The following is a 20,385-nucleotide window of genomic DNA, read 5'->3' as shown; positions in this document are numbered from 1 at the left end:
AGCTGTGCGACTCGCTTGCGCTCTTCTCTGGTCAGGTAGGCGTAGCTACCGGTGGACCCGAGGGCGCTGATGGAATCGACCCCCGCGTCAGCCAGCCGCGAGATAATTCCGGAGAACGCGGGCTCGTCGATTTCTGTCTCGTTCATGGGCGTAAGGGGGAAGGTGGACAGTCCGGTGAACATCGGTCGAACCTCACTTCGCTCTGGTGTAGGAGAAAGTATGCAAGGGGTTGGCAGGGATTCCGATCGCCTCAAGCGCGACGGATCGGTGTCGTAGAGGTCATCGATCGAGAACGGGGGCATCCATCCGGGCAATCCCGAGGTATGTGACAACAGCCTGCCGGCGACTGGCTGCCCAGCAACCGCGCTGGGCACCGGGCCGAGAGGCCGGATACCAGGCGCAGAACTACGGCCACGTCATCGGTGAGCTCGTCCGGCGCACGACAGGCTGTCGTTGGGCAGCTTCATTCGGACAGAACTCGTCGATCCGGCGGGCGCCGAGTCTCCGCCTGGGCGCGCGACTGACGTCGACCTCCGGCGTATCGCGGAACTTGTTGGGCCGGAGACGGTCCGAATGTCGTTCCCGCCAGACCTGGATCGGAAAGCCATGGTCGACGCGTTTACAGCCCCCCGAGTCGACACCGCGGAGGCGATGACGACATGGTGGCGCGCAGCGGAGCTCGGCGCAGCGAACGGGCACGGCCACGCACGTTCGGTCGCCACTTTGCTGAGCGTCTGACCGTAGACGGTGCCATCGGCGACCGACGTCTGCTGTCCGAGGCGACGGTGGACGCCGTCTTTTATCCACACTCATCGGGACTCGACCGGGTGCTCGGGCTGCCCCTTCAATGGGGTTTGGGACTCGCCACAACAGCCGCTGCGAACCCCGCCCAGGTCCGGTCGGACGACGCCTTTTCTGGGGAGGCTGGGGCGGCTCGATGGTGGTCATCGCCCCAGAGAACCGAACGACGTTTGCATATGTCGAGAACAGCGATAACGGGTATTCCGTCACCTCGGATCGGACATCTGGTGCAGTATCAGGCCGTTACTGGTAGCCCTGCATATTCGACTCGTGCATATTCGTCGAGGCAAGTGGGATGGGAAGGAGCACAGCAACAACATCGGTCGAGGGTCATTCAACCGATGATGATGGTGCGCCCATCGAGTCGTCGAGCACGGGTCGGCTCCATGTCTGTTGCGGACCTTTGCCTTTCGCGACGAGGCCCAGCTCGCGCAGCTTGGCGATCGTCATCATGGTGTTGAACATGGGGTTCGGGTTCGCACCCGATACGCCAAGCGCCTGGGAGCGCGCAACGAAGGCGTCGACGAACGCCGGAAGGTCGTCGATGCCACCGCTGAGCAGTGCCTGTGCGGCGCCGTCTAGCGCCGAAGCCTGATCGAGCAGCGTCGACAGACGCCCGACCGCGGTCGGGCGATCGAACACCTCGAACGCATGGCCTTCGGTGACGATGTCGACAGCATCGGTCTCGACCAGCGTCAGCGCCTGGGCGAGCGCGGCGAAGATATTCATCTGGTTGGCGTCGTGCATCGCGCCGCACGGGCCGTTCGGTTCGTCGGACAGGTGCAGCAACCGCGCCTCGCGAAGGTGGACGACGACCTGGCCGGCGCAGTGGCCGTGGGTGCGGATGACCTGAACGGCACCTTCACCGAACGACCAACCCGACATGTGTTGAGAGCCGATGACGAGGTGCTCGAGCGGGAGTTCCTCGTAGGTCCGGGTGATGTCGGTGATGGGAACGTAGGGCTGGTACATGGCGAGAAGCCGGCGAGCTGCCGCAGACGGATCTTCGAAGCCCGGTACCAAGCCGGACACGCGATCAAGGCTCGTTGTCCAGTAGGGAAGCCCGTGATCGTGGTACTGGCTCGCGTCGTGCGCGCTGACGAAATGGTGCACGTCGGAGCGGTCGAGCCCGTCGCCGAGGTCTGTGATGATGTCGTTGTTCCCGACATGGTCGGGGTGACCGTGGGTGGTGAGCAGCAGGATCTTCGACCACGGAGCGAGGTCGTCGGCAGCGGATCGGATAGCGTCGCGGATAACGGATGTGACCCCGCTGTCGACGAGCACCAAGAGATCTCCGGCTCGGTGAACGATCACGTTGCCCACATCTGGCTGGCGAGCGGCCATATCGAGCTCTTGACCCACAATCATGCGTGTCCGAACGTCGATCTCGATCTGTTCGCCGAGTGCCACACCTTCGTTCTAACACGCCACTCGACTCGTGTGCGGCGGTTCACGACATTTCCGCCTGGCCCTTCCAGGCCGGCCTTTGGGTTTTACGGGACAGGAGCTTGACTGATGACCACTGCTTGCAGGCCAGCTTGACGTGCATCCGATAAATGCGGAGCAGTCTACTGGTAACCCTGCATATCAAGACTGGTCGTATTGCCTCGCGCCTCGCCGACGGTTCCCGGCGAGCACCGTCACCATCAAGATTTCCTGTCGGTGCCTGGTCTGACATACAACCGGGTTATCGGTCCCGACGGATTCGACCAGACGTAACACCGAGTTTATCGGCGGCCTCCCATCCGGATCGCAGGAAGCAACGGCGGCGGGCCAGCGATGCGAGTGCGGGAAGTATCTCGCCGAGAACTAACAACAGACAGCTGTGATGGTCACTGCGGGTCGGCAAGTGCCGCCAGCGTAGCGATTGCAACAGCTACAGATATCTTGCCAATCCATCCGATCGACAACCAGTGCTGCACGAGGCGCGCCCTCACCGCAGAGGACGTCGATGAGCCCCATGCCGGCCCTGCCATCCCCGATTCGGGTACTGTCCCGTCGTCGCGATCCCGGCGCCGCACAGGGCCATGCATCACCGCCGCAATATTCGTCCGGTCAATTGGTACCGACAATGAGAATAAGTACGAAACTTATTCATGACAGAGAACACTCGGACTTCACGCCCGTCTCTGGGCACGTTCGGACTGTCCGGAAGCCTCCCCGGAACACGCCTCTCGGTTGGCTGAAAAATGTATCCGTTTCCCTTTCTCGAGATCACTTCATCGAAAGGGCACCGTTTTCGAGCTGCCACAATTCGTAATTCCCGCATTCTGCCGTGATCTCGGCGGTCGCTTGCGCCGCGGTGAAGAAGTCGTTGGCCAGCGGCGAGGTGTTCGATGCCGCCATCGCGAAGCACACCTCGTCGGGCGCGAGTTCCGGGATGGGTACGTAGCTGATGTCCGGATGTGAGTAGAACATTGTCGCTGAACGGGCCAGGAACGAGATGCCCCGGCCGGCCGCGACGTGCTCGAGCTTCTCTTCCACGGCCCGCACCCGGAGCCCGGAGTCGGGGTGCGGGCGCCTGGTGGGCTGCGTGCTCGGATCGTCATGCCAGACCAGCGGCTCACCGGCCAGGTCGGCCTCGGCGACCTCCTCCTTGCCGGCCAACCGGTGACCTGCGGGCAGCACCACCATGAGCGGCTCGGTGCGCGAACACCCCACGCCGCGCGCGCGAGCTGGATGGATGGATGGAATGGAGTTCGTTCGTAGGATGGATGGAGCCGATGACGGGAATCGAACCCGCGTATTCAGCTTGGGAAGCTGATGTTCTGCCATTGAACTACATCGGCGCGCACGATATTGGGCGCCCGTAGGCAGGCCCAACACCCTGCGGCGGAAACATTATCAGATGGTGATCCGGACTACGTGAGCACACACGCGGAGTGTCATACGAGCGGTTTGCCCGCCTTCATTCTGCGTCGCAGATCGAACATGAGCAGGTTGTAGGGGAACTCCCGGATGCGGACGGGGATGCGCCTGCTGATGGCGCCGATGGTGCCGAGGGTCCGGTCGAAGCGCTTCTGATCCTTGTCGGTCCATGTCAGGTGCATTTCTTCGCGGAACTGCTGGGGCAGGAAGCCGTTGGTGAAGAACATGTTGAGCCGGCCGAAGATGCGGGACACGATGGCGGGCAGGAATTCGAGGCGCGCGATGGAGAGGACGTGTGCGCGGATGGTGTCGTCGATCGACACCTTGTCGAGGGCCTTGTTCCAGTACTCCTCGAACGCGACGCGGTCTTCGGGCCACATCTCCGGGGGCACCTGGAGAGTGGTGCCGAACGTGGCGCCTTCCTTATAGAAGAACTCGGCGGCCGCGGGGGAAAGGTTGCCGTGCAGGGCGCGATTGACGTCCTCGAACCCGCGGTAGATGCAGGCGGCCACCCACAGCTGCAGTTCGGGGTCGAAGGCGTTGTACTGCACGAGGCTGTCGGGCGTGGAGCGCACCTTTGCGTGGGCGCGGTTGACGCCCGTGCGGAAGGCCGCCTTCTCCTCGTCGGTGCCGCGGGCTGCCACCACGAGGTAGGTCAGCGTGGTGCGGGTCCGCTTGATCGGATGCCTGAACAGCTGGCCGCTCTCGACCTTGCTCTCGTATACGCCGTACCCGACACCGGGATGGGCGAGCTGCATGATGATGTTCGCAGCGCCTGCCAGTAGTCCGGCGCCGTCCATGACCTGATCGAGACGGTCCGGTACTTCGAGTGACGTCGACATTCTTGTTCCCTCTCCCCACCACGGATTCGCTATCTGAACACGACCGTACTCACATATATGTTCGCCGTCCAGAGTCCGGTGGAAAGATGGTGCGCATGGCTACCGCACCGGTGAACGCGAACGTCGGAAACTCGACGAGCGACGGTGGGCGCGTCTATGGCGGCCAGGAGCGTGACCAGCGCAAATCGGAACGACGCGGCCAGCTCATCGAGGCCGGACTCGACCTGCTGGGCAGCGCGGACGGCGACCACGCCCTGACCGTCCGCGGAGTCTGCAAGCAGGCCGGGCTCGCCACCCGCTACTTCTACGAGAGCTTCACCGACCGCGACGCGCTCACCGTCGCCGTCTACGACCACGTGGTGGACCGGATCGCCACCAGCACCCTGGATGCCGTGTCGAACGCCGGGCCGGGCGAACGCGACATCGTGCGTGCCGGCGTCAGCAACATCGTGCGGGAGGTTGCCGAGGATCCGCGTCAGGGCCGTCTCATGTTCTCGGTGGCGCAGTCGAGCGCGGTGTTGGCGCAGCGCCGCCTCGACAGTTCGCGGCTGTTCGCGGGCCTGGTCACGAAGCAGACGGTCGGCTACTACGAGGTGGCCGAGAGCCCTCGCCTCGACCTGGCCGCGCACTTCATGGTCGGGGGCCTCGCGCAGACCCTGACGGCGTGGTTGAACGGCACCGTGACCCTGCCCGAGGAGGAGCTCGTGGACACCTGCACCGAACTGCTGCTCTCGATGGCCATCCACACCCGTTAACCTCTACGTGTGCTCCTCTCCGATCGCGATCTCCGTGCCGAAATTTCCGCTGGACGTCTGGGCATCGACCCGTTCGACGATTCGATGGTCCAGCCCTCGAGCGTGGACGTGCGCCTCGACAGCCTGTTCCGGGTGTTCAACAACACCCGCTACACGCACATCGACCCAGCTCAGCGGCAGGACGAGCTGACGACGCTGGTCGAGCCGGCCGAGGGTGAGCCGTTCGTCCTGCACCCCGGAGAGTTCGTTCTCGGCTCCACGCTCGAGGTGTGCTCGCTGCCCGACGACCTGGCGGGACGCCTCGAGGGCAAGTCCTCGCTCGGCCGCCTCGGGCTGCTGACGCACTCCACGGCCGGGTTCATCGACCCCGGCTTCAACGGGCACATCACGCTGGAACTCTCCAACGTCGCGAATCTGCCCATCACCCTGTGGCCGGGCATGAAGATCGGCCAGCTGTGCCTGCTGCGGCTGTCGAGCGCGGCGGAACACCCGTACGGCAGCTCCGCCGTCGGCTCCAAGTACCAGGGCCAGCGCGGCCCGACGCCGTCGAAGGCCTACCTCAACTTCGCGCAGAGCTGAGCCCGCGCGGCCCGCAAAAATAGTTGCAAACCGAGTGGTCCGCTACTCGTGTGTATTGCGGCGGGTGAGAGAAGACTGAGATTCGAAGCCGCCCTCTCCTGGGCGTTCGATCCCGGAGGCCGCCATGAAAGACGTAGTCGTGTTGTTGCCCGGCATCGGCGGGTCGGTGCTCGCCCGTGACGGCAAGGACATATGGGCACCGACACCGGGCGTCGCGCTGGCAGGCGTGCTGTCGCTGGGCGGGAACATCAAACGCCTGAAACTCGACGGTGACGACCCGGACGTCGACGACCTCGGCGACGGCGTCGTGGCCACCCGCCTGGTCCCGGACTTCCACTTCGTTCCCGGGCTGGACTGGAAGATCGACGGGTACACGAAATTCCGTGACGACGTCGTCCGCCGGTTCGGGCTGGTTCCCGGCGACAACTATTTCGAGTTCCCCTACGACTGGCGGCGCGACAACCGGGTGGCAGCGCGGGCCCTGGCCCGACGGACCCACGAGTGGCTGGCGCGGTGGCGCGAGAAGTCGGGCAACGCGGACGCGAAGCTCGTGCTGGTGTGCCATTCGATGGGCGGAATCGTCGCTCGACTGTTCCTCGAATTCCTGGACGGCTGGCGTGACACCCGCACCCTCGTCACGTTCGGGACCCCGTACTCGGGCTCGGTCAACGCGCTCGACTTCCTCGTCAACGGGTTCCGGAAGGGCTGGGGTCCGTTCACCGTCGACCTCAGTGCGCTGATCCGGTCGTTCACGTCCGCCTACCAGTTGCTGCCGTCGTATCGGTGCATGGCGGGCGACGACGGGTCGTGGCTCGCGCTCGACGACAAGAAGCTCGACTGGTCGGGGACGGGTCTCGACGCCGGCCGGATGGGTGCGGCAGTGCGCCTGCACCGGGAACTGCGCGACACGGTCACCGCACGGCTGAATTCGGGACACGAGGGCTACGACATCCGGCCGGTGATCGGCGACTTCCAGCCCACCAAGTGGGCCGCCCGGCTCGCCGGGACGAAGGTCGAGACGATGACCGTGCGCGGACCCGACGAGAGCGGCGGCGACGGCACTGTTCCGAAATTGTCGTCCACCCCGCACGAGCTCATGACGGGATGGAAGAACGCGGCCTTCTTCAGCCAGCGGCACGGATCCCTCCAGAACGACGACCCGGTGCTCGACCATGTGGGCGGAATCCTGAACACCGCAACGCTCGCGCCTCCGAACGTGTTTCCGGCGGTGAACGAATCGGTCGCACTGGAAGTCGACGACGTCACGACCGCCGAGCCGTTGGTGATCCGCGCGCGCACCGGTGCCGGAGGCGCTCGGCTTCTCGCGACGGTCGAGCCCGTCGCCGGCGGCCCGAGTCGCGAACATCCGCTGGCGTCGACCGCAGACGGCTGGCAGCAGACCAGCCTCGACGGGCTGACCGCCCAGGACTACCGGATCACCGTGCGCGCACCCGGGGTGCACCCGGTCACCGACGTCGCGAGTGTGGTCGACCTCGACGAGATCGCCCGGTCCGTGGACGTCTAGGAGCGCCGACACATGGGACCGACACCTGGTTTCGAGGCATTGGAGATCAGCGTTCTCCGGGCGGGCGACCACGTCTGGCTGTCGGCGCAGTCGCGAATGGGTTCGGTCTTCGCGGTGCGGCGACCGGTCCCGGAATGGAAACTGTCGAACGACGTCACCGGACGGACGATCGACACACCGTCCGAGTGGTTGACCGACACCGTCCGGCACGCGCGCACCGACGCCGCAACCCATGCGCTCGACGTGGGAAAAGTGTTGACGGATCTGGTGTTCGGAGTCCCCGACATCGTCACGCTGCTGCAGCAGAGCCGGGGGTTGGCCCGCACCGAGGGAACCCAACTCCTCGTGCGCGTCCTCGCCGCGCCGCAGGAAGTGTGCGCCTGGCCGTGGGAGTTGCTGCTGGATCCGCAACGACCCGACCAGTTCCTCGCCATGGCACGCGATGTCCACGTGGTGCGGTCGGGACGGTCGCGCACCTACCCGTTGCGGCAGACACCGATCGAGCCGCCGCTCAACCTCCTGCTGGTGATGTCGAGCCCCTTGCGGGAGGGTCCCTCGGATTCCGAGGCCCCGTTCGACCTGTATGCCGAGAAACGCAGCCTGCTGTCGGAACTGCAGCCGCTGATCGACCGTGGCCTGCTGCGCGTGGTGGTCGAGGACCGCCCGTCGGTTGAACGGCTCCGCAGTCGAATGGGCATGCAGAGACGCGGTTTTCACCTCTTCCACTACCTCGGCCACGCCAATCCGGACGGGCTCAAGCTGGAGCGTCGCAACGGTCGCGGGATGTTGCTGCCCAGCCAGGAATTCGCGTTGCTGTTGCAGCAACTCCCGGACCTCCGGCTGGCCGTGTTCGCGGGCTGTGAGACGGCCCGCGCGCCGGACGGTGCCGCCGACGACGATCCCTGGCCCGGACCACTGTCTTCCGCCGACATCTGCGTGCGTGATGCGTGCCCGATGGTGATCGGGATGCAGGCGGTGCTGCCCTTCAGGACGGAGCGCCTGCTGACACGCTTCTTCTACCAGGCACTGACCGCCGGCCAGCCGGTGGCCGAGGCGTTGCGGCTGGCGCGGCTCGCGATCAACGGCGACGAGAACAGCGGTGACCCGCTGCTCGACTGGGCGGTGCCGTGCCTGTTCGTCGGGGGTAGCGAGCCCGGCGCGATCATCGACCCGGAGGCGAGGGCGCGGCCGGAGCCGCCGTCCCGGCGGGTCGGGTTGCGGCTCGGTATCCGCCAGGGCGAACTCCGTTTCATCTCCCGCCTCGCGGAGCTGCGCGAGGGGGTGGACGTGCTGTCCGGGCAGACGCCGGCGCGGTTGCTCCACGTCGTCGGAATGCCGTCGACGGGAAAGACTTCGCTTCTGGACCGGGTGCTCGACGAGCTCGACCCGCAGATCGCGCATCTGTACATCAGCGCGAAACGGCTGCTCGCGGAACCCGACCCGGTCCGCGAACTGGCCCGCCTCGTCGACGAGCTGATGCGCGACGTCGGGGTGCGCACCGTCCGGCCGGGCAGATTCAGCGCCGGCGACTGGTGGGAGCGACTGCTCGGCGACCTCACCGAAGTCCCGGTTGCGATCGTCATCGACGACGGTGACCTGTTGGTCGGCGACGCACCCGGCGCCCCGGGCCTCCTCGACGCGCTGGTCCTGCTGACGCAGCGGCGCAGCAAGGCGCGGCTCGCGGTGGCGGCCACCGCGGACCTGGTCGAACTGACGCGACCGCTCCGCCCCTCGGAGGTGCGGACGATCCGTCTCGACGCACTGTCGTGGCCCGAAGTGTGGCAATGGATCCGGCGCAATCTGCCGACCCTGACCCGCTATCCGGAGAAGGACCTGTCCCGCCTCTACGCGGACGTGCGGCACCTGGAACTGTGGGAGCAGTTGGCGGATCTGGCCGCCCAGAACGGCACGTTCGACCCGCGGGACCTGCCGGTCCTCGTCCGGCAACTCGGCGTCGGCGCCGCGAAACCGGCTCCCCAGGTATCGAACGGCTCCGACTTCTTCGGCGCCGAAACCGCTGTGCCCGAAGCAGAGGCGGCGGCGTCGCCGGTGCGGCGCGCGTTGCGGTTGGCGGTCGCGGGTCCGTTCACGGTGGGCCGACGCGAGGAGATCGCCGTCGCTGTCACGCAGTGCGCCATCAAGCACGGGGTTCCGGGGCGGGTGGTAGCCGGCGAGACGGGGGAGGGCGAATCGGCACTGGCCGAACTCCTGCCCCGCGAGCTGGCCTTCGGCGACGGTGTCCCGTCCGAGCACGACGTCTGCCGGTGGATGGAAGACGCCGCCCTCGCCGATGCCGACATCCTGGTGTTGGACTACGGCAATGCCGTGCCCTCGGATGCGCAGAATGCGGTGATTGCACGCCTGGTGAGCGACGGCAGACTGGTGATCGCCTCGGGCGACCACTCGGACGAGCCGACCTACCCCGCCTGGACCGCGGACGCGTTCGCGGTCGGCGCCATCGAGGACGACGGCACACTCACCCACGAAACCCCGTACTACCCCGACGTCGGTAAACCGGACGTCTACGCGCCGCGGACGATCACCGAGACGGCCTGCGAGCAGCTCGTCGACCGCCCGGAGATGGACGGCACGACGTTCGCCGCGCTGTACGTGGCGGTCGCCGCCATGCTGGTGTGGGCCACCGACCGCGATCTGGCAGCGCAGGAGGTCCGGGCACTGCTGGTCGAGACGGCGACACCGATATCGACGGCGCGGGGCGACACCGCGAGGCAACTCGACGTCGAGGCGGCACTGGACTACGCGCGGCGGCAGGTCATCGTCGGCGCCCTCGGTTCGGACGCACTCGAACTCGGCCAGCTCCTCGCGGAAACCCCCATCCGGCCGGAACTGGCGGTGCCGCTGCTCGACGACCTCGTGGCCGACGGCGACCGCATTCGACGGGTCGTCCGGGACGGCGTCGAACAGTACGAACGCGCCGACACCGTCGTCGGACCGAGAAACGAGTAGCCGACTACGCATGACCGACGTGCCCGCGACGAGAAGGCTCGCAATCACAGCATCGAGCCGCCGACCCACGTGAGGACCGAGTCATGACCATCGTCGACAACATCGGAGACGGACAGTCGCAGCGCGCGATGCCCGCGGGAACGTTCGAGGCGGAACGCCAGCGACAGCGCGATGCGGCAGAACTGCGTGCCCGCGAACGGGCACCGCAGCGGGGCGAACACGTGGACGCACTCAACGGTCCCGGCGGCGTCGCCGCGGCGGATACTCCCGAACGGATCGCGAAGCGGGTGGACCGGCTCGGTCGCTACTACGCGGCAGGGGACTGGGAGTCGGACACCCTCCCGGATCAGTTTCTCGAGAAAGTCTTGGGCACCGCCGATTTCGTCGGCGCCCGGTACCTCGATGCCGGCGTCGCCGCCGCCCGGTCGATCGGGCGTGTGAACATCCGGGACGCACGGGGAACCCTGCAGGGCTACGGCACGGGCTTCCTCGTCTCACCAACGTTGCTCCTGACCAACCATCACGTGCTGCCGGACGCGGATACCGCCCGCAGCAGCGTGATCGAGTTCGACTACCAGGACGGTATCGATGGGAAGCCACGCCCGGTGCAGATGTTTCCCCTCGACCCGGCCCGGTTCTTTCTCGCCGACCGCGAACGCGACTTCGCCCTCGTCGCGGTCGGTGCCGAACCCGGGACGCTCGCCCAGTTCGGGTTCAACCCGCTGATCCAGGCGGAGGGCAAGGCCATCATCGGCGAGTTCGTGACCATCGTGCAGCACCCCCGCGGCGAGAAGAAGCAGGTCGCCTTGCGGGAGAACCGCATCGTCGACATCCCCGAGCGGTTTCTGCACTACTCGGCCGACACGGAACCCGGATCCTCGGGTTCCCCGGTGTACAACGATCAGTGGGAGGTGGTCGCGTTGCACCACGCGAGTGTGCGGGCCCCGCAGCACACCGAGTTCGGCGGGTTCCTCAACGAGGGGGTGCGGATCAGCCGGATCCTCGAATTCGTGCGGGCCCAGAACCTGCCACCACACTCGCGCGGCCTCGTCGACGAACTCCACACCGCCGAGCGGACCCCACCGACCGTCCCGCCGGCGTTCGAACGCGAACGGGAAGTGACCGTGCGGGTGCCGCTCGAAATCACCGTACGCCTCGGCTCCGTCGAATCGCCCGCCGCTCGACCACCCGCTGCGCCCGAGGCGATCTCGATCGACCCGAACTACAGCACGCGCGGCGGGTACGACTCGAATTTCCTGCGTGTGCCGCTGCCCCTTCCGCTGCCCGGGGTTCCGTCGGTGGCCTCCCCGGAGTTGCGGTATCACCACTTCAGCGTCGTGATGCACCGCGAGCGGGCGCTGGCGCTGTTCACCGCCGTGAACATCGACGGAACGCAGTCGCAGAGCCCCCGGCGCGACAGCGACAGATGGATTCTCGACCCGCGACTTCCGGCCGATCAGCAGACCGGGGAGGACGTGTACCGCGACAATCCGCTCGACCGCGGACACCTCGTGCGCCGACTCGACCCGGCGTGGGGACCGCTCGCCAAGGCGGCGAACGACGACACGTTCCACTTCACGAATTGCACTCCGCAACATCACAATTTCAATGCAGGTCAGACGCTGTGGCTGGGCCTGGAGGATTACGTGTTGAAGAACGCGGACAACGCCGATCTCGCCGTCAGCGTCGTGACCGGACCCGTTCTCGCACCCGACGACCCCGAGTATCGCGGGGTGGCGCTGCCCCGTCAGTTCTGGAAGGTGGTGGCCATGGTCAAGCAGGACGGCGGTCTCTCGGTCACCGGATACCTGCTCAGCCAGGCTGCCTTGCTGGACGAGTTCGCCGAGGGGGAGGAGGCGTTCTCCTACGGCGCGTACCGCACGTTCCAGGTACCCGTGCGGCGAATCGCCCAGTTGACCGGTCTGGTCCTCGATCCCCACGTCGCGGCCGATCCGCTCGAGCACATCGAGACGAGCAGCCTGCCTCGCGAACTGATCCGCCCCCAAGATCTGATTCTCTGAAACCGGAAGGGAACCCGACGCCATGAGTACCAACGAATCAGCAGTCGATCTGCCGGCGCGCCGCACATGCGGGGCGATGGACGTGCACCGCCGGCTGTTGACCGAGTCGGAGTCGTATCGCATCGCCCGATCGGAGATCGAGAACCAGACCATCGACCTGGAATCGCTGCAGTCGATCGCCGCCCGCGGCGTCGCACGGATTCCGGTCGTCGTCCACGTCGTGTGGAAGACTGCGGCGCAGAACCTTTCCGACGCCCAGATCGCGAGCCAGATCTCGGTGCTCAACCAGGATTTCCGGGGCACCAACGACGACGTGGACACCGTCCCGTCCGCGTTCGAGCATCTGGTCGGCGACGCGGGAATCGAGTTCTTCCTCGCCGAGACGGACCCGGCCGGACGGCCGACGAACGGAATCACCCGAACCGCAACCGAAGTCGATTCGTTCGACCAGAACGACGGCGTCAAGTCGGCGGAGACCGGCGGCGCCGATCCGTGGACGACGCAGAGATACCTGAACATCTGGGTCTGCGCGCTCGGCGGTGGTCTGCTCGGCTACGCGCAGTTCCCCGGCGGTCCGGCCTCCACCGACGGCGTCGTGATCACGTACACCGCGTTCGGGACGACGGGCACTGCACGGGCGCCGTTCAACCTCGGGCGCACCGCGACCCACGAGATCGGCCACTACTTCAATCTCTTCCACATCTGGGGCGACGACGGCACCGGGTGCCGGGGCTCCGACGAGGTCGGCGACACCCCCAATCAGGGCGGGCAGAACGTGGGAATGCCGCGATACCCCCACATCAGTTGCGGGAACGGCCCCCACGGCGACCTGTTCATGGACTACATGGACTACACGGACGACGCCGGGATGGTGATGTTCACCCAGGGGCAGGGCGCGCGGATGGGAGCGTGCCTCGACGGGATCCGGAAGCAGTTGTGGACCGGACACGCCGTGAGCCCGGCATCCTCCGCCGTGATCGCGCGGGGCGCCGCCGGCCGTTGGGGGCATTCGTTCGAGGAAGACCACGACGGCCTCCGCGTGTACCGGCCCGCCGGCTTCGAGTTCCCACGGGCGCGGGGCCGCGGCGGTATCGAATTCCGGCCCGACGGCTCGTTCGTCGACTGGGCGATCGGCCGGGGAGACGCCAACGAACCACGAGAGGGTAGGTGGGTGTCCGACGACGGCGGGCGGCTCGAGGTGACCACGGCGGCGGGCGACTCGCGCACCGTCCGGGTGGTCCGGCTCGAGGAGGACCGTCTGGAATTGGACGTGGGCGACCCCTCCTGACCCTGGCGGTGGACGGTACCTGCGGGGATATAATTCTCTGACCTGGCATTCACACTCAGTGACGCGGTTCCGCCGTACTCGGGGAGACGGATTGGCGCGCCCCGAAAGGAATTCCGATGTCTACTCGACAAGTGGTGGGCCGGTTGGGCGCAGTGATCGCCGTCGCCGGCGCACTGTCGTTCGCATTGCCCTCGGCCGTCTCGGCGGCGCCCTTCATCCCCGGCTCGATGTCGACGTGCGCCCCCGGCGCATGGCTGACGTTCAACGCGGAACGGGTCGCGCCCGACCGGATCCGCTACACCACCGCCGCGCCGCTCGCGCAGTGGAACGGCGCCGTCGTGCAGTTCACGAACCTCACCACCGGGTTCCGGGGTGTCGCGTTCGTCAACGACCCGGTTCCCGCCGCCGTGGGATTCGGTCCCGTGCTGAGCGAGATCGCCGGACTGCTGCCGTGCTTCGTCAGCGCGGGTGTCACCATGTCCTGACCTCTCAGCTGGGGTCGGAGCCGCGGACGGCCGCCAACCACACCGCACCGGCCGCCGCGACGCAGGTCGCACCGGCGAACGCCGGAAGCCCCCCGCCCGCGACGTACACCCACAGTGCCCCGATGAACGGCGCCGCGACCGCGAACTGGGCATCGAGGACGAGCCGGCGGACCGGCCGAGCGGCCATCCGCGCGCGCACAGGGCCGTCCGGATCCGGACGCGACGGGTTGTCTATCAACCGCCCGGCCGGCTCCGAACGACGCGCTCGCCCGGAGGGGAGCAGTCGACGGCCTTCCCAGACGACGACACGGCGCCGCCCCGCGTGGTGCACCGTCGCCGCGGTCGGGGTCGGCAGGGTGACCAGGGCGGGATCGAAGAACACCGGAATCCACAGTGAACCCGGTTCCTCGCGAACCTCGATCCAGGACCTGCTGGTCAGCCGATTCTGCTGGCGGACCCGGTGCACCGTGGCAGGGCGACCCGGCTCCGACCCCGTCCGGGTGGCAGCGAACCACGTGTAGCCGGTGACACCGAGCACCGTCGCCGCCACGACGACCAGTGCGCTGAGCTGATCGGCGTCGGCGACCACGGCGAACGCGCCACACACCACCAGCGCACACACACCGACGGCGACGGGGTAGCGCACGGCCACGGGACTACTGATTCAGGAAGCCGATCGTGGTGTAGTCGTACGACGCGAGGCCCGGGGCGCCGAAGTTCGCCAGGTCGTCGCGCACCGCGACATTGCCGGGCGCCTGCACGAGCGGCAGCGAGAAGCCCTCCTCGAACACCGCCGTGTCCACCTCGTTCGCGAGTTCGACCGCCTTGTCCGGATCGAGTTCCGAGATCGTCCGCTCGATCAGCGCGTTCAGTTCGGGCGAACCGATCCGGCCGTAGTTGCCCTGCAGGTCGTCGGGGTTGTACGCGTAGATCTGTGGCAGGCCGCTGAGCGGGAACGGATCACCCACCCAGGAGAATTGGGCGATGTCGAAGTCGCCGGGCTGAATCACATCGGTGAAGAATCCGGTACCGCCACGGGTGTCGATGTTCAGCTTGGCGCCGATCTGCGCGAGGTTCTGCTGAAGGATCTGCGCGATCTGGACCCACGTGGTCGACTGGTACATCACGTCGCGGATCTCGAGTCTGCGGCCGTCCTTCTCGCGGAACTCGCCGTTGAGTTTCCACCCGAGTTCGTCGAGCCGCCGCGCCGCCTCCTCGGGGTCGTAGGCGACCGGTGCGCTGTTGTCCTGATAGCCCTGCTGACCGTTGAGATACACGTGATTGTTCAGCGGCTGCGGATCGTCGACCAGACCGTTCTGAATCGCGGTCGCGATGCCCTGCCGGTCGATGCCCTTCGAGAGTGCCACCCGCAGTTCCGGATCGGCGAGGATGGAACCCTCCGCTCCATTGAACGTGATGTGCGAGAACTGGTTTCCCGGTGCCCGGCGGATCGCGATGCCGGCCGAGCCCTGCGCCGTCTTCACTTCGTCGATGGTGGCCAGCCCCGACGCGTCGATTTCGTTGTTCTGCAACGCCGGTATGCGGGCCGAGTCGTCGAGCACGCTGTAGGTGATGGTGTCGAGTTTCGGCGTGTCACCCCACCACGCGGGGTCGCGGCCCAGCGTGATCCGGTTCTGCGCCTTGTCGATCGACTCGATGCGGAACGGACCCGACGTCAGCGTGATCCCGTCGCGCAGACTCGCGTTGAAGGCCTCGGGGGACGCGGTCACCGACTTCGGGTAGAGCATCGAGTTACCCGCGAACTGGCCCCGCCATTCGGCGTACGGCTCGGCGAACGTGATCACCGCCTGACGGTCGTCGACGCCGCGCTCGACCCGGTCGACCCGCTCGAACCCGGACGTGTTCGCGATCAGGAATTCCTTGTTCGTCCCGCTCAGCGCCGCGGCCTGGGACTGGATGTCCGCCCACGTGATCGGGGTGCCGTCGGACCACACCGCCTTCGGGTCGATCGTGTACGTGACCTGCTGGGGATCCGTGCCGGTGAGCGCCACGTCGGTGAAGTAGTCGTGATTCACCGACAGCGCCCCAGACGCGTCGGTGCTGAACGCCCGCGGCAACATCGGCTTCAGCATGCCGGCGATCTCGGAGTCGTTGCCGTCGTTGGACAGGGCGTTGAAGTTCGGGGGGAAACCCGACAACGCCAACCGCAGATTTCCGCCGTCGCGCAGCTCGCTCGCATCGTGCGGATTGATGTCGTTGGTGCTCCCGATCGACCCGGAGCCGGCGTCGACACCACCGGTGTCCGAACCCCCGCAGCCACCGACAAGCAGGCCGACGGCCAGAAACGATACTGCAAGGCGGGCACGCACCGAACGGATCTTCATGGCAATGGCCCTCCTCGACGTTCGCTGAACCTAGTGTGCCAAATACGTCGGATCCGGAACGGGAATTGCCTCGAGCAGTGCCCGGGTGTACTCGTGCTGCGGATCCTCGAAGATCTCTTGCGCCGGCCCCGACTCGACGATCCTGCCCCGGTACATCACCGCGACGTCGTGCGCGATGTTGCGGACCACCGACAGGTCGTGGGAGACGAACAGGTACGACATGCCCCGCTGCTCCTGGAGATCGCGCAGGAGGTTCAGCACCCCGGCCTGGATCGAGACGTCGAGCGACGACACCGGCTCGTCCAGGATCAGCAGTTCCGGATCCAGGGCGAGCGCCCGGGCGATGCTGATCCGCTGCTTCTGGCCGCCCGAGAAATCCGCCGGATAGCGATCGGCGTGCTCGCGTCGCAATCCGACGAGGTCGAGCAACTCCGGTACCCGGCGGCCGACCTCTTCGCGCCTGCGGCCGTCCAGCCGGAGCGGCTCGGCGAGGACGTCGAACACCGGCAGCCGGGGGTCCAGGGACGCCGTCGGATCCTGGAAGACGACCGCCATCTTGCGCCGGATCGCGCGCTTCTCGTGTGGGCTCAGCGCTGCGACGTCGGCACCGAGCACCTCGATCGAGCCGGATTCCGGCGCGGCCAGGTCGAGGACCTGCGTCAACGTGGTCGATTTGCCGGAGCCGGATTCGCCCACCAGCGCCAGCGTGCGGCCGGCGCGGATGTCGAAGCTGATGCCGTCGACCGCCCGGATCTCGCCCCGCTTGCGGCGGAACACCAGGCCGCTGGTGATCGGATACGTCTTCACGAGATCGGCCACCTGCAGCACCACCCGGTGCTCGGGGACCGTCTCCGCGGTGGAGGTGGGGGCCGGCTGGTCCCGCCGATATGCCGTGAAGAGGTCGCGGGTGCCCATCTCGCCGACGCGGATGCACGCCGCATGATGGCCACGCCCGGTCGAGACGAGTTCCGGCTCGGCGAGCAGGCAGGCGTCGACCGCGAGCGGGCAGCGCGGCGCGAACGTGCAGCCCGGTGGCAGCGAATGCAGCGCGGGCGGGGCACCGGCGATCGAGACCAGGCGGCTCCGGATCGGCGCATCCATCCGCGGTACGGACACGAGTAGCCCTGCGGTGTAGGGCATTCGGGGCTCGGCGAACAGCTCGCGCACCGGCGCGGACTCCACCACGCGGCCCGCGTACATCACCACCACGCGGTCGGCCAGCGTCGCGGCGATGCCCATGTCGTGGGTGATCATCACGACGCCGGCGCCGGTGAGGTCGCGAGCCTTGCGCAGCAGGTTCAGGATCTGCGCCTGCACGGTCACGTCGAGGGCGGTGGTGGGTTCGTCGCAGATGATCAGCGCGGGGTCGTTGGCGATGGCGATGGCGATCACGACGCGCTGGCGCATGCCGCCGGAGAACTCGTGGGGAAAGGCCCTGGCGCGCACCGCCGGATCGGGTATCCCGACCAGGTCGAGCAGGTCGACAGCGCGCTGCGCGGCGTCCTTCTTGCTGCTCGCCCGGCCGTGGACGAGCAGCGCCTCGGCGATCTGGTCACCGACCCGGTACACCGGCGTCAATGCGGACAGCGGGTCCTGGAACACCATGCTGACCGTCTTCCCGCGCAGCGCCGACAGCTCCCGGTCTCCCATGCCCAGCAACTCGCGGCCCTGCAACCGGATGGAACCGGTGACGCGCGCGTGCTCGGGCAGCAGACCCATCACGGCGAGGGACGCCACCGACTTGCCCGAGCCCGACTCACCCACGATGGCGAGCACCTCGCCGTCGGAGACGCCGTAGCTGACGCCCCGGACCGCTTCGATGCGGCCCTCCTCGCTGGGAAAGCTGACCCGCAGGTCCTCGATCTCGAGCAGTGGTTGCCCGGTCACCGCTTCGCCTTCTTCTTCCGCTTGCGGGACCGGGCGCGCGTCGAGCTGGGGTCGACCGCGTCGCGCAGGCCGTCGCCCACCAGGTTCGCCGACAACACGGTGATCACCAGCAAGCCGCCCGCGAACAGGAACAGCCACGGATAGGTGAGGGCGGATTCGGTGCCGTCGGCGATCAGCGACCCGAGAGAGATGTCCGGCTTCTGGACGCCGAACCCGAGGAAGCTGAGCCCGGTCTCGGCGAGGATCGCGGCACCGACGTTCAGGGTCGCGTCGATGATCAGAATCGACGCGATGTTCGGGACGATATGGCTGGTGATGATCTTGTGCGTCGGTGCCCCCATGTACCGGGCCGCCTGGACGAATTCCCGCTCGCGCAGGCTCAGCGTCATCCCCCGAACCATCCGGGCGGTGATCATCCAGCCGAACACTGCCAACAGCAGGATCAGCAGGACGATCGAGCTCGAGGACTTCAGCCGCGGAGTGAACACGGCGATGATGATGAAGCTGGGAACGACGAGCAGCAGATCGACCAGCCACATGATCACCCGATCCGGCCAGCCGCCGACGTACCCTGCCAGAGCACCGACGAGCGCCGCGATGGCAGTGGAGAAGATCGCGACGCAGATCCCGATGATCAGCGACTTCTGCAGCCCGCGCAAAGTCTGGGCGAGGACGTCCTGGCCGATCTGGTTGGTGCCGAACGGATGTTCGGCGCTGGGCGGCTGCAGCAGCGCGGTGTAGTCGAGTTGCTGATAGTCGTAGGGGAGCAGGTACGGTCCGACGAAACTGCCCACGAACAGCAGCACCAGGACGCACACCCCGGCAATGGCAGGCTTGTTCCGGAGAAACCGCCGCCACAGCAGGGTCCGGCGGCCGACGGCCGACACCGCCGCATCGGTGGACGCGATCTGGATCTCGGTCACCCGACACGCACCCTCGGGTCGAGCGCCGCGTACACCACGTCCGAGAGCAGGCCCGACAACAGTACGATCAGCCCGGTGAACGACGTGATCGCCACGACGATGTTGGTGTCCTGATTGTCGATGCCGATCACGATCCACTCGCCGATACCGTGCCAGCCGAAGATCGTCTCGGTGAACGTCGCGCCGACGACCAGCGCCCCGAATCCGTAGGCGAACAGTGTCGCCATCGGGATCAGCGCCGTCCGGAGCCCGTGCTTGAGCAGTGCCGCCCGCCGGGTCAGCCCCTTCGCCCGCGCGGTCCGGATGAAGTCGCTCCCCAGAACGTCGAGCATCGCGTTGCGTTGATACCGGCTGTAGCCGGCGATGCTGCCCAACGCCAGCGCGATGGTCGGCAGCACCAGATGCTGCACGCGGTCGACGAACTGCGGCCAGAACCCGGTGATCGTGCTGGCCGAGGACTCGCCGGTGTACAGGAAGATCTGACTGCCGGTGGCCGAGTTGATCTGGAGAGCGCCGTATTTGAGCAGTGTCGCGACGAGGAACACGGGCGCGCTGAGAATCAGCAGCGACACGACGGTGCTGAAATAGTCACTGAACTTGTACTGCCGGATCGCACCGGCGGCGCCGATCAGCACACCCAGTACCGCTCCGATGACGGAACCGAGGATCAGCAACCGCATGCTCACCAGGATCCGGCGACCCAACTCGTCCGACACCGGCTGACCCGTGATGGTGGTGCCGAAGTCGCCGTGGACCACGCCGCCCAGCCAGTTCGCGTACCGCACCGGGATCGGATCGTCCAGGTGCAGTTCGGCGGCCTTCGCGTCGATCACCGATTGCGGTGGCCGGGGGTTGCGCTGCTCCAGGCTGTCGAGCGGACGGAAGGTGAGCGAGGCGAGACTGAACGTCAGGAACGACGCGAGCAGCAACAGCACCACGTAGTTGAGCGCTCGTCGTAGCAGGAAGCCGGTCATCGGTCCACCTCGCAACTAGGGCTCAGGCCTGAAATTATAGGAGCGTGCCGCCGGGCGTCAGCTCGACTCGGCGAAACCGGTGCCGGGTCGGAGATCGCCGCCAGGCACGTCGCGTCCCCGCTTGT

General features: G+C 67.0%; 17 protein-coding genes and 1 tRNA gene. 8 read left to right on the top strand and 10 right to left on the bottom strand.

Going from position 1 to position 20,385, the window contains the following annotated elements; all coding sequences use genetic code 11:
* The coding region (locus ACFWAY_RS15165; RefSeq protein WP_378511110.1) for a dihydrodipicolinate synthase family protein at positions 1-182 on the bottom strand (182 nt) is incomplete at its 3' end.
* 143 nt (positions 183-325) lie between these two features.
* On the opposite strand from ACFWAY_RS15165, the gene ACFWAY_RS15160 reads away from it, so the two are divergent.
* The gene (locus ACFWAY_RS15160; protein WP_378511109.1) at positions 326-655 is read left to right on the top strand and encodes a serine hydrolase; all 330 of its coding nucleotides are present in this window, start codon (positions 326-328) and stop codon (positions 653-655) included.
* Positions 656-1,131: 476 nt separating this feature from the next.
* Here the strand turns inward: ACFWAY_RS15160 and ACFWAY_RS15155 are convergent, their stop codons facing one another.
* From ACFWAY_RS15155 to ACFWAY_RS15140, 4 genes are all read right to left on the bottom strand, one after another.
* Positions 1,132-2,169 carry an MBL fold metallo-hydrolase gene (locus ACFWAY_RS15155; protein ID WP_378511115.1) on the bottom strand — a complete coding sequence of 346 codons (1,038 nt, stop codon included), beginning with the start codon at positions 2,167-2,169 and terminating at the stop codon, positions 1,132-1,134.
* Positions 2,170-3,015: 846 nt separating this feature from the next.
* On the bottom strand, positions 3,016-3,435 hold the full coding sequence (locus ACFWAY_RS15150) for a LysR family transcriptional regulator substrate-binding protein (protein ID WP_378511108.1): 420 nt from the start codon (positions 3,433-3,435) through the stop codon (positions 3,016-3,018).
* Between the two features lie 81 nt (positions 3,436-3,516).
* A tRNA-Gly gene (locus ACFWAY_RS15145) sits at positions 3,517-3,590 on the bottom strand.
* A 96-nt stretch (positions 3,591-3,686) separates the two neighbouring features.
* Positions 3,687-4,511 carry an oxygenase MpaB family protein gene (locus ACFWAY_RS15140; RefSeq protein WP_378511107.1) on the bottom strand — a complete coding sequence of 275 codons (825 nt, stop codon included), beginning with the start codon at positions 4,509-4,511 and terminating at the stop codon, positions 3,687-3,689.
* An 86-nt stretch (positions 4,512-4,597) separates the two neighbouring features.
* Between ACFWAY_RS15140 and ACFWAY_RS15135 the strand changes: the two genes are divergently transcribed.
* The 7 genes from ACFWAY_RS15135 to ACFWAY_RS15105 all read left to right on the top strand — a co-directional run bounded on the left by ACFWAY_RS15135 (position 4,598) and on the right by ACFWAY_RS15105 (position 14,131).
* Complete coding sequence (locus ACFWAY_RS15135) at positions 4,598-5,266, top strand: TetR/AcrR family transcriptional regulator (RefSeq protein ID WP_378456246.1); 669 nt, start codon at positions 4,598-4,600, stop codon at positions 5,264-5,266.
* Between the two features lie 9 nt (positions 5,267-5,275).
* Positions 5,276-5,845 (top strand): dCTP deaminase, encoded by a 570-nt coding sequence (gene dcd, locus ACFWAY_RS15130; RefSeq protein WP_005238072.1) that lies wholly within the window; start codon positions 5,276-5,278, stop codon positions 5,843-5,845.
* Between the two features lie 124 nt (positions 5,846-5,969).
* Complete coding sequence (locus ACFWAY_RS15125) at positions 5,970-7,370, top strand: hypothetical protein (protein WP_378511106.1); 1,401 nt, start codon at positions 5,970-5,972, stop codon at positions 7,368-7,370.
* A 12-nt stretch (positions 7,371-7,382) separates the two neighbouring features.
* Positions 7,383-10,337 carry a CHAT domain-containing protein gene (locus ACFWAY_RS15120; RefSeq protein ID WP_378511105.1) on the top strand — a complete coding sequence of 985 codons (2,955 nt, stop codon included), beginning with the start codon at positions 7,383-7,385 and terminating at the stop codon, positions 10,335-10,337.
* Between the two features lie 83 nt (positions 10,338-10,420).
* Positions 10,421-12,358 (top strand): DNA/RNA non-specific endonuclease, encoded by a 1,938-nt coding sequence (locus ACFWAY_RS15115; RefSeq protein ID WP_378456249.1) that lies wholly within the window; start codon positions 10,421-10,423, stop codon positions 12,356-12,358.
* 22 nt (positions 12,359-12,380) lie between these two features.
* Positions 12,381-13,646 carry a zinc metalloprotease gene (locus ACFWAY_RS15110; protein WP_378511104.1) on the top strand — a complete coding sequence of 422 codons (1,266 nt, stop codon included), beginning with the start codon at positions 12,381-12,383 and terminating at the stop codon, positions 13,644-13,646.
* Between the two features lie 116 nt (positions 13,647-13,762).
* Entirely contained in the window at positions 13,763-14,131 is a 369-nt protein-coding gene (locus ACFWAY_RS15105; RefSeq protein ID WP_378511103.1) for a hypothetical protein, read from the top strand.
* A gap of 4 nt (positions 14,132-14,135) precedes the next feature.
* Here the strand turns inward: ACFWAY_RS15105 and ACFWAY_RS15100 are convergent, their stop codons facing one another.
* The 5 genes from ACFWAY_RS15100 to ACFWAY_RS15080 are packed head-to-tail and all read right to left on the bottom strand — an operon-like array spanning position 14,136 to position 20,260.
* The gene (locus tag ACFWAY_RS15100) at positions 14,136-14,741 is read right to left on the bottom strand and encodes a hypothetical protein (protein WP_378511114.1); all 606 of its coding nucleotides are present in this window, start codon (positions 14,739-14,741) and stop codon (positions 14,136-14,138) included.
* Positions 14,742-14,787: 46 nt separating this feature from the next.
* Complete coding sequence (locus ACFWAY_RS15095) at positions 14,788-16,476, bottom strand: ABC transporter family substrate-binding protein (protein WP_378511102.1); 1,689 nt, start codon at positions 16,474-16,476, stop codon at positions 14,788-14,790.
* A gap of 30 nt (positions 16,477-16,506) precedes the next feature.
* A complete protein-coding gene (locus tag ACFWAY_RS15090; protein WP_378511101.1) occupies positions 16,507-18,363 on the bottom strand; it encodes a dipeptide ABC transporter ATP-binding protein in 1,857 nt (618 codons plus the stop codon).
* Positions 18,360-19,286 (bottom strand): ABC transporter permease, encoded by a 927-nt coding sequence (locus tag ACFWAY_RS15085; RefSeq protein ID WP_268791322.1) that lies wholly within the window; start codon positions 19,284-19,286, stop codon positions 18,360-18,362. The genes ACFWAY_RS15090 and ACFWAY_RS15085 overlap by 4 nt, the downstream gene beginning before the upstream one ends.
* Positions 19,283-20,260, bottom strand: coding sequence for an ABC transporter permease (locus tag ACFWAY_RS15080; protein ID WP_378511100.1), 978 nt, complete (start codon positions 20,258-20,260; stop codon positions 19,283-19,285). Before ACFWAY_RS15080 ends, ACFWAY_RS15085 begins: the two co-directional genes overlap by 4 nt.
* Positions 20,261-20,385: the final 125 nt, after the last annotated feature.

It is taken from the genome of Rhodococcus sp. NPDC059968 (genome assembly GCF_042738615.1).
Taxonomy (GTDB): domain Bacteria; phylum Actinomycetota; class Actinomycetes; order Mycobacteriales; family Mycobacteriaceae; genus Rhodococcus_F.
The sequence above is the reverse complement of the archived record's forward strand: the minus strand, read 5'-3'. Positions and strand labels throughout refer to the sequence as shown.

Excerpts from the sequence above, each read along its gene's own strand:
- ACFWAY_RS15155 (WP_378511115.1), bottom strand. The coding sequence starts at position 2,169 with ATGATTGTGGGTCAAGAGCTCGATATGGCCGCTCGCCAGCCAGATGTG.
- ACFWAY_RS15150 (WP_378511108.1), bottom strand. The coding sequence starts at position 3,435 with ATGGTGGTGCTGCCCGCAGGTCACCGGTTGGCCGGCAAGGAGGAGGTC.
- ACFWAY_RS15140 (WP_378511107.1), bottom strand. The coding sequence starts at position 4,511 with ATGTCGACGTCACTCGAAGTACCGGACCGTCTCGATCAGGTCATGGAC.
- ACFWAY_RS15135 (WP_378456246.1), top strand. The coding sequence starts at position 4,598 with ATGGTGCGCATGGCTACCGCACCGGTGAACGCGAACGTCGGAAACTCG.
- ACFWAY_RS15125 (WP_378511106.1), top strand. The coding sequence starts at position 5,970 with ATGAAAGACGTAGTCGTGTTGTTGCCCGGCATCGGCGGGTCGGTGCTC.
- ACFWAY_RS15120 (WP_378511105.1), top strand. The coding sequence starts at position 7,383 with ATGGGACCGACACCTGGTTTCGAGGCATTGGAGATCAGCGTTCTCCGG.
- ACFWAY_RS15115 (WP_378456249.1), top strand. The coding sequence starts at position 10,421 with ATGACCATCGTCGACAACATCGGAGACGGACAGTCGCAGCGCGCGATG.
- ACFWAY_RS15110 (WP_378511104.1), top strand. The coding sequence starts at position 12,381 with ATGAGTACCAACGAATCAGCAGTCGATCTGCCGGCGCGCCGCACATGC.
- ACFWAY_RS15105 (WP_378511103.1), top strand. The coding sequence starts at position 13,763 with ATGTCTACTCGACAAGTGGTGGGCCGGTTGGGCGCAGTGATCGCCGTC.
- ACFWAY_RS15095 (WP_378511102.1), bottom strand. The coding sequence starts at position 16,476 with ATGAAGATCCGTTCGGTGCGTGCCCGCCTTGCAGTATCGTTTCTGGCC.
- ACFWAY_RS15080 (WP_378511100.1), bottom strand. The coding sequence starts at position 20,260 with ATGACCGGCTTCCTGCTACGACGAGCGCTCAACTACGTGGTGCTGTTG.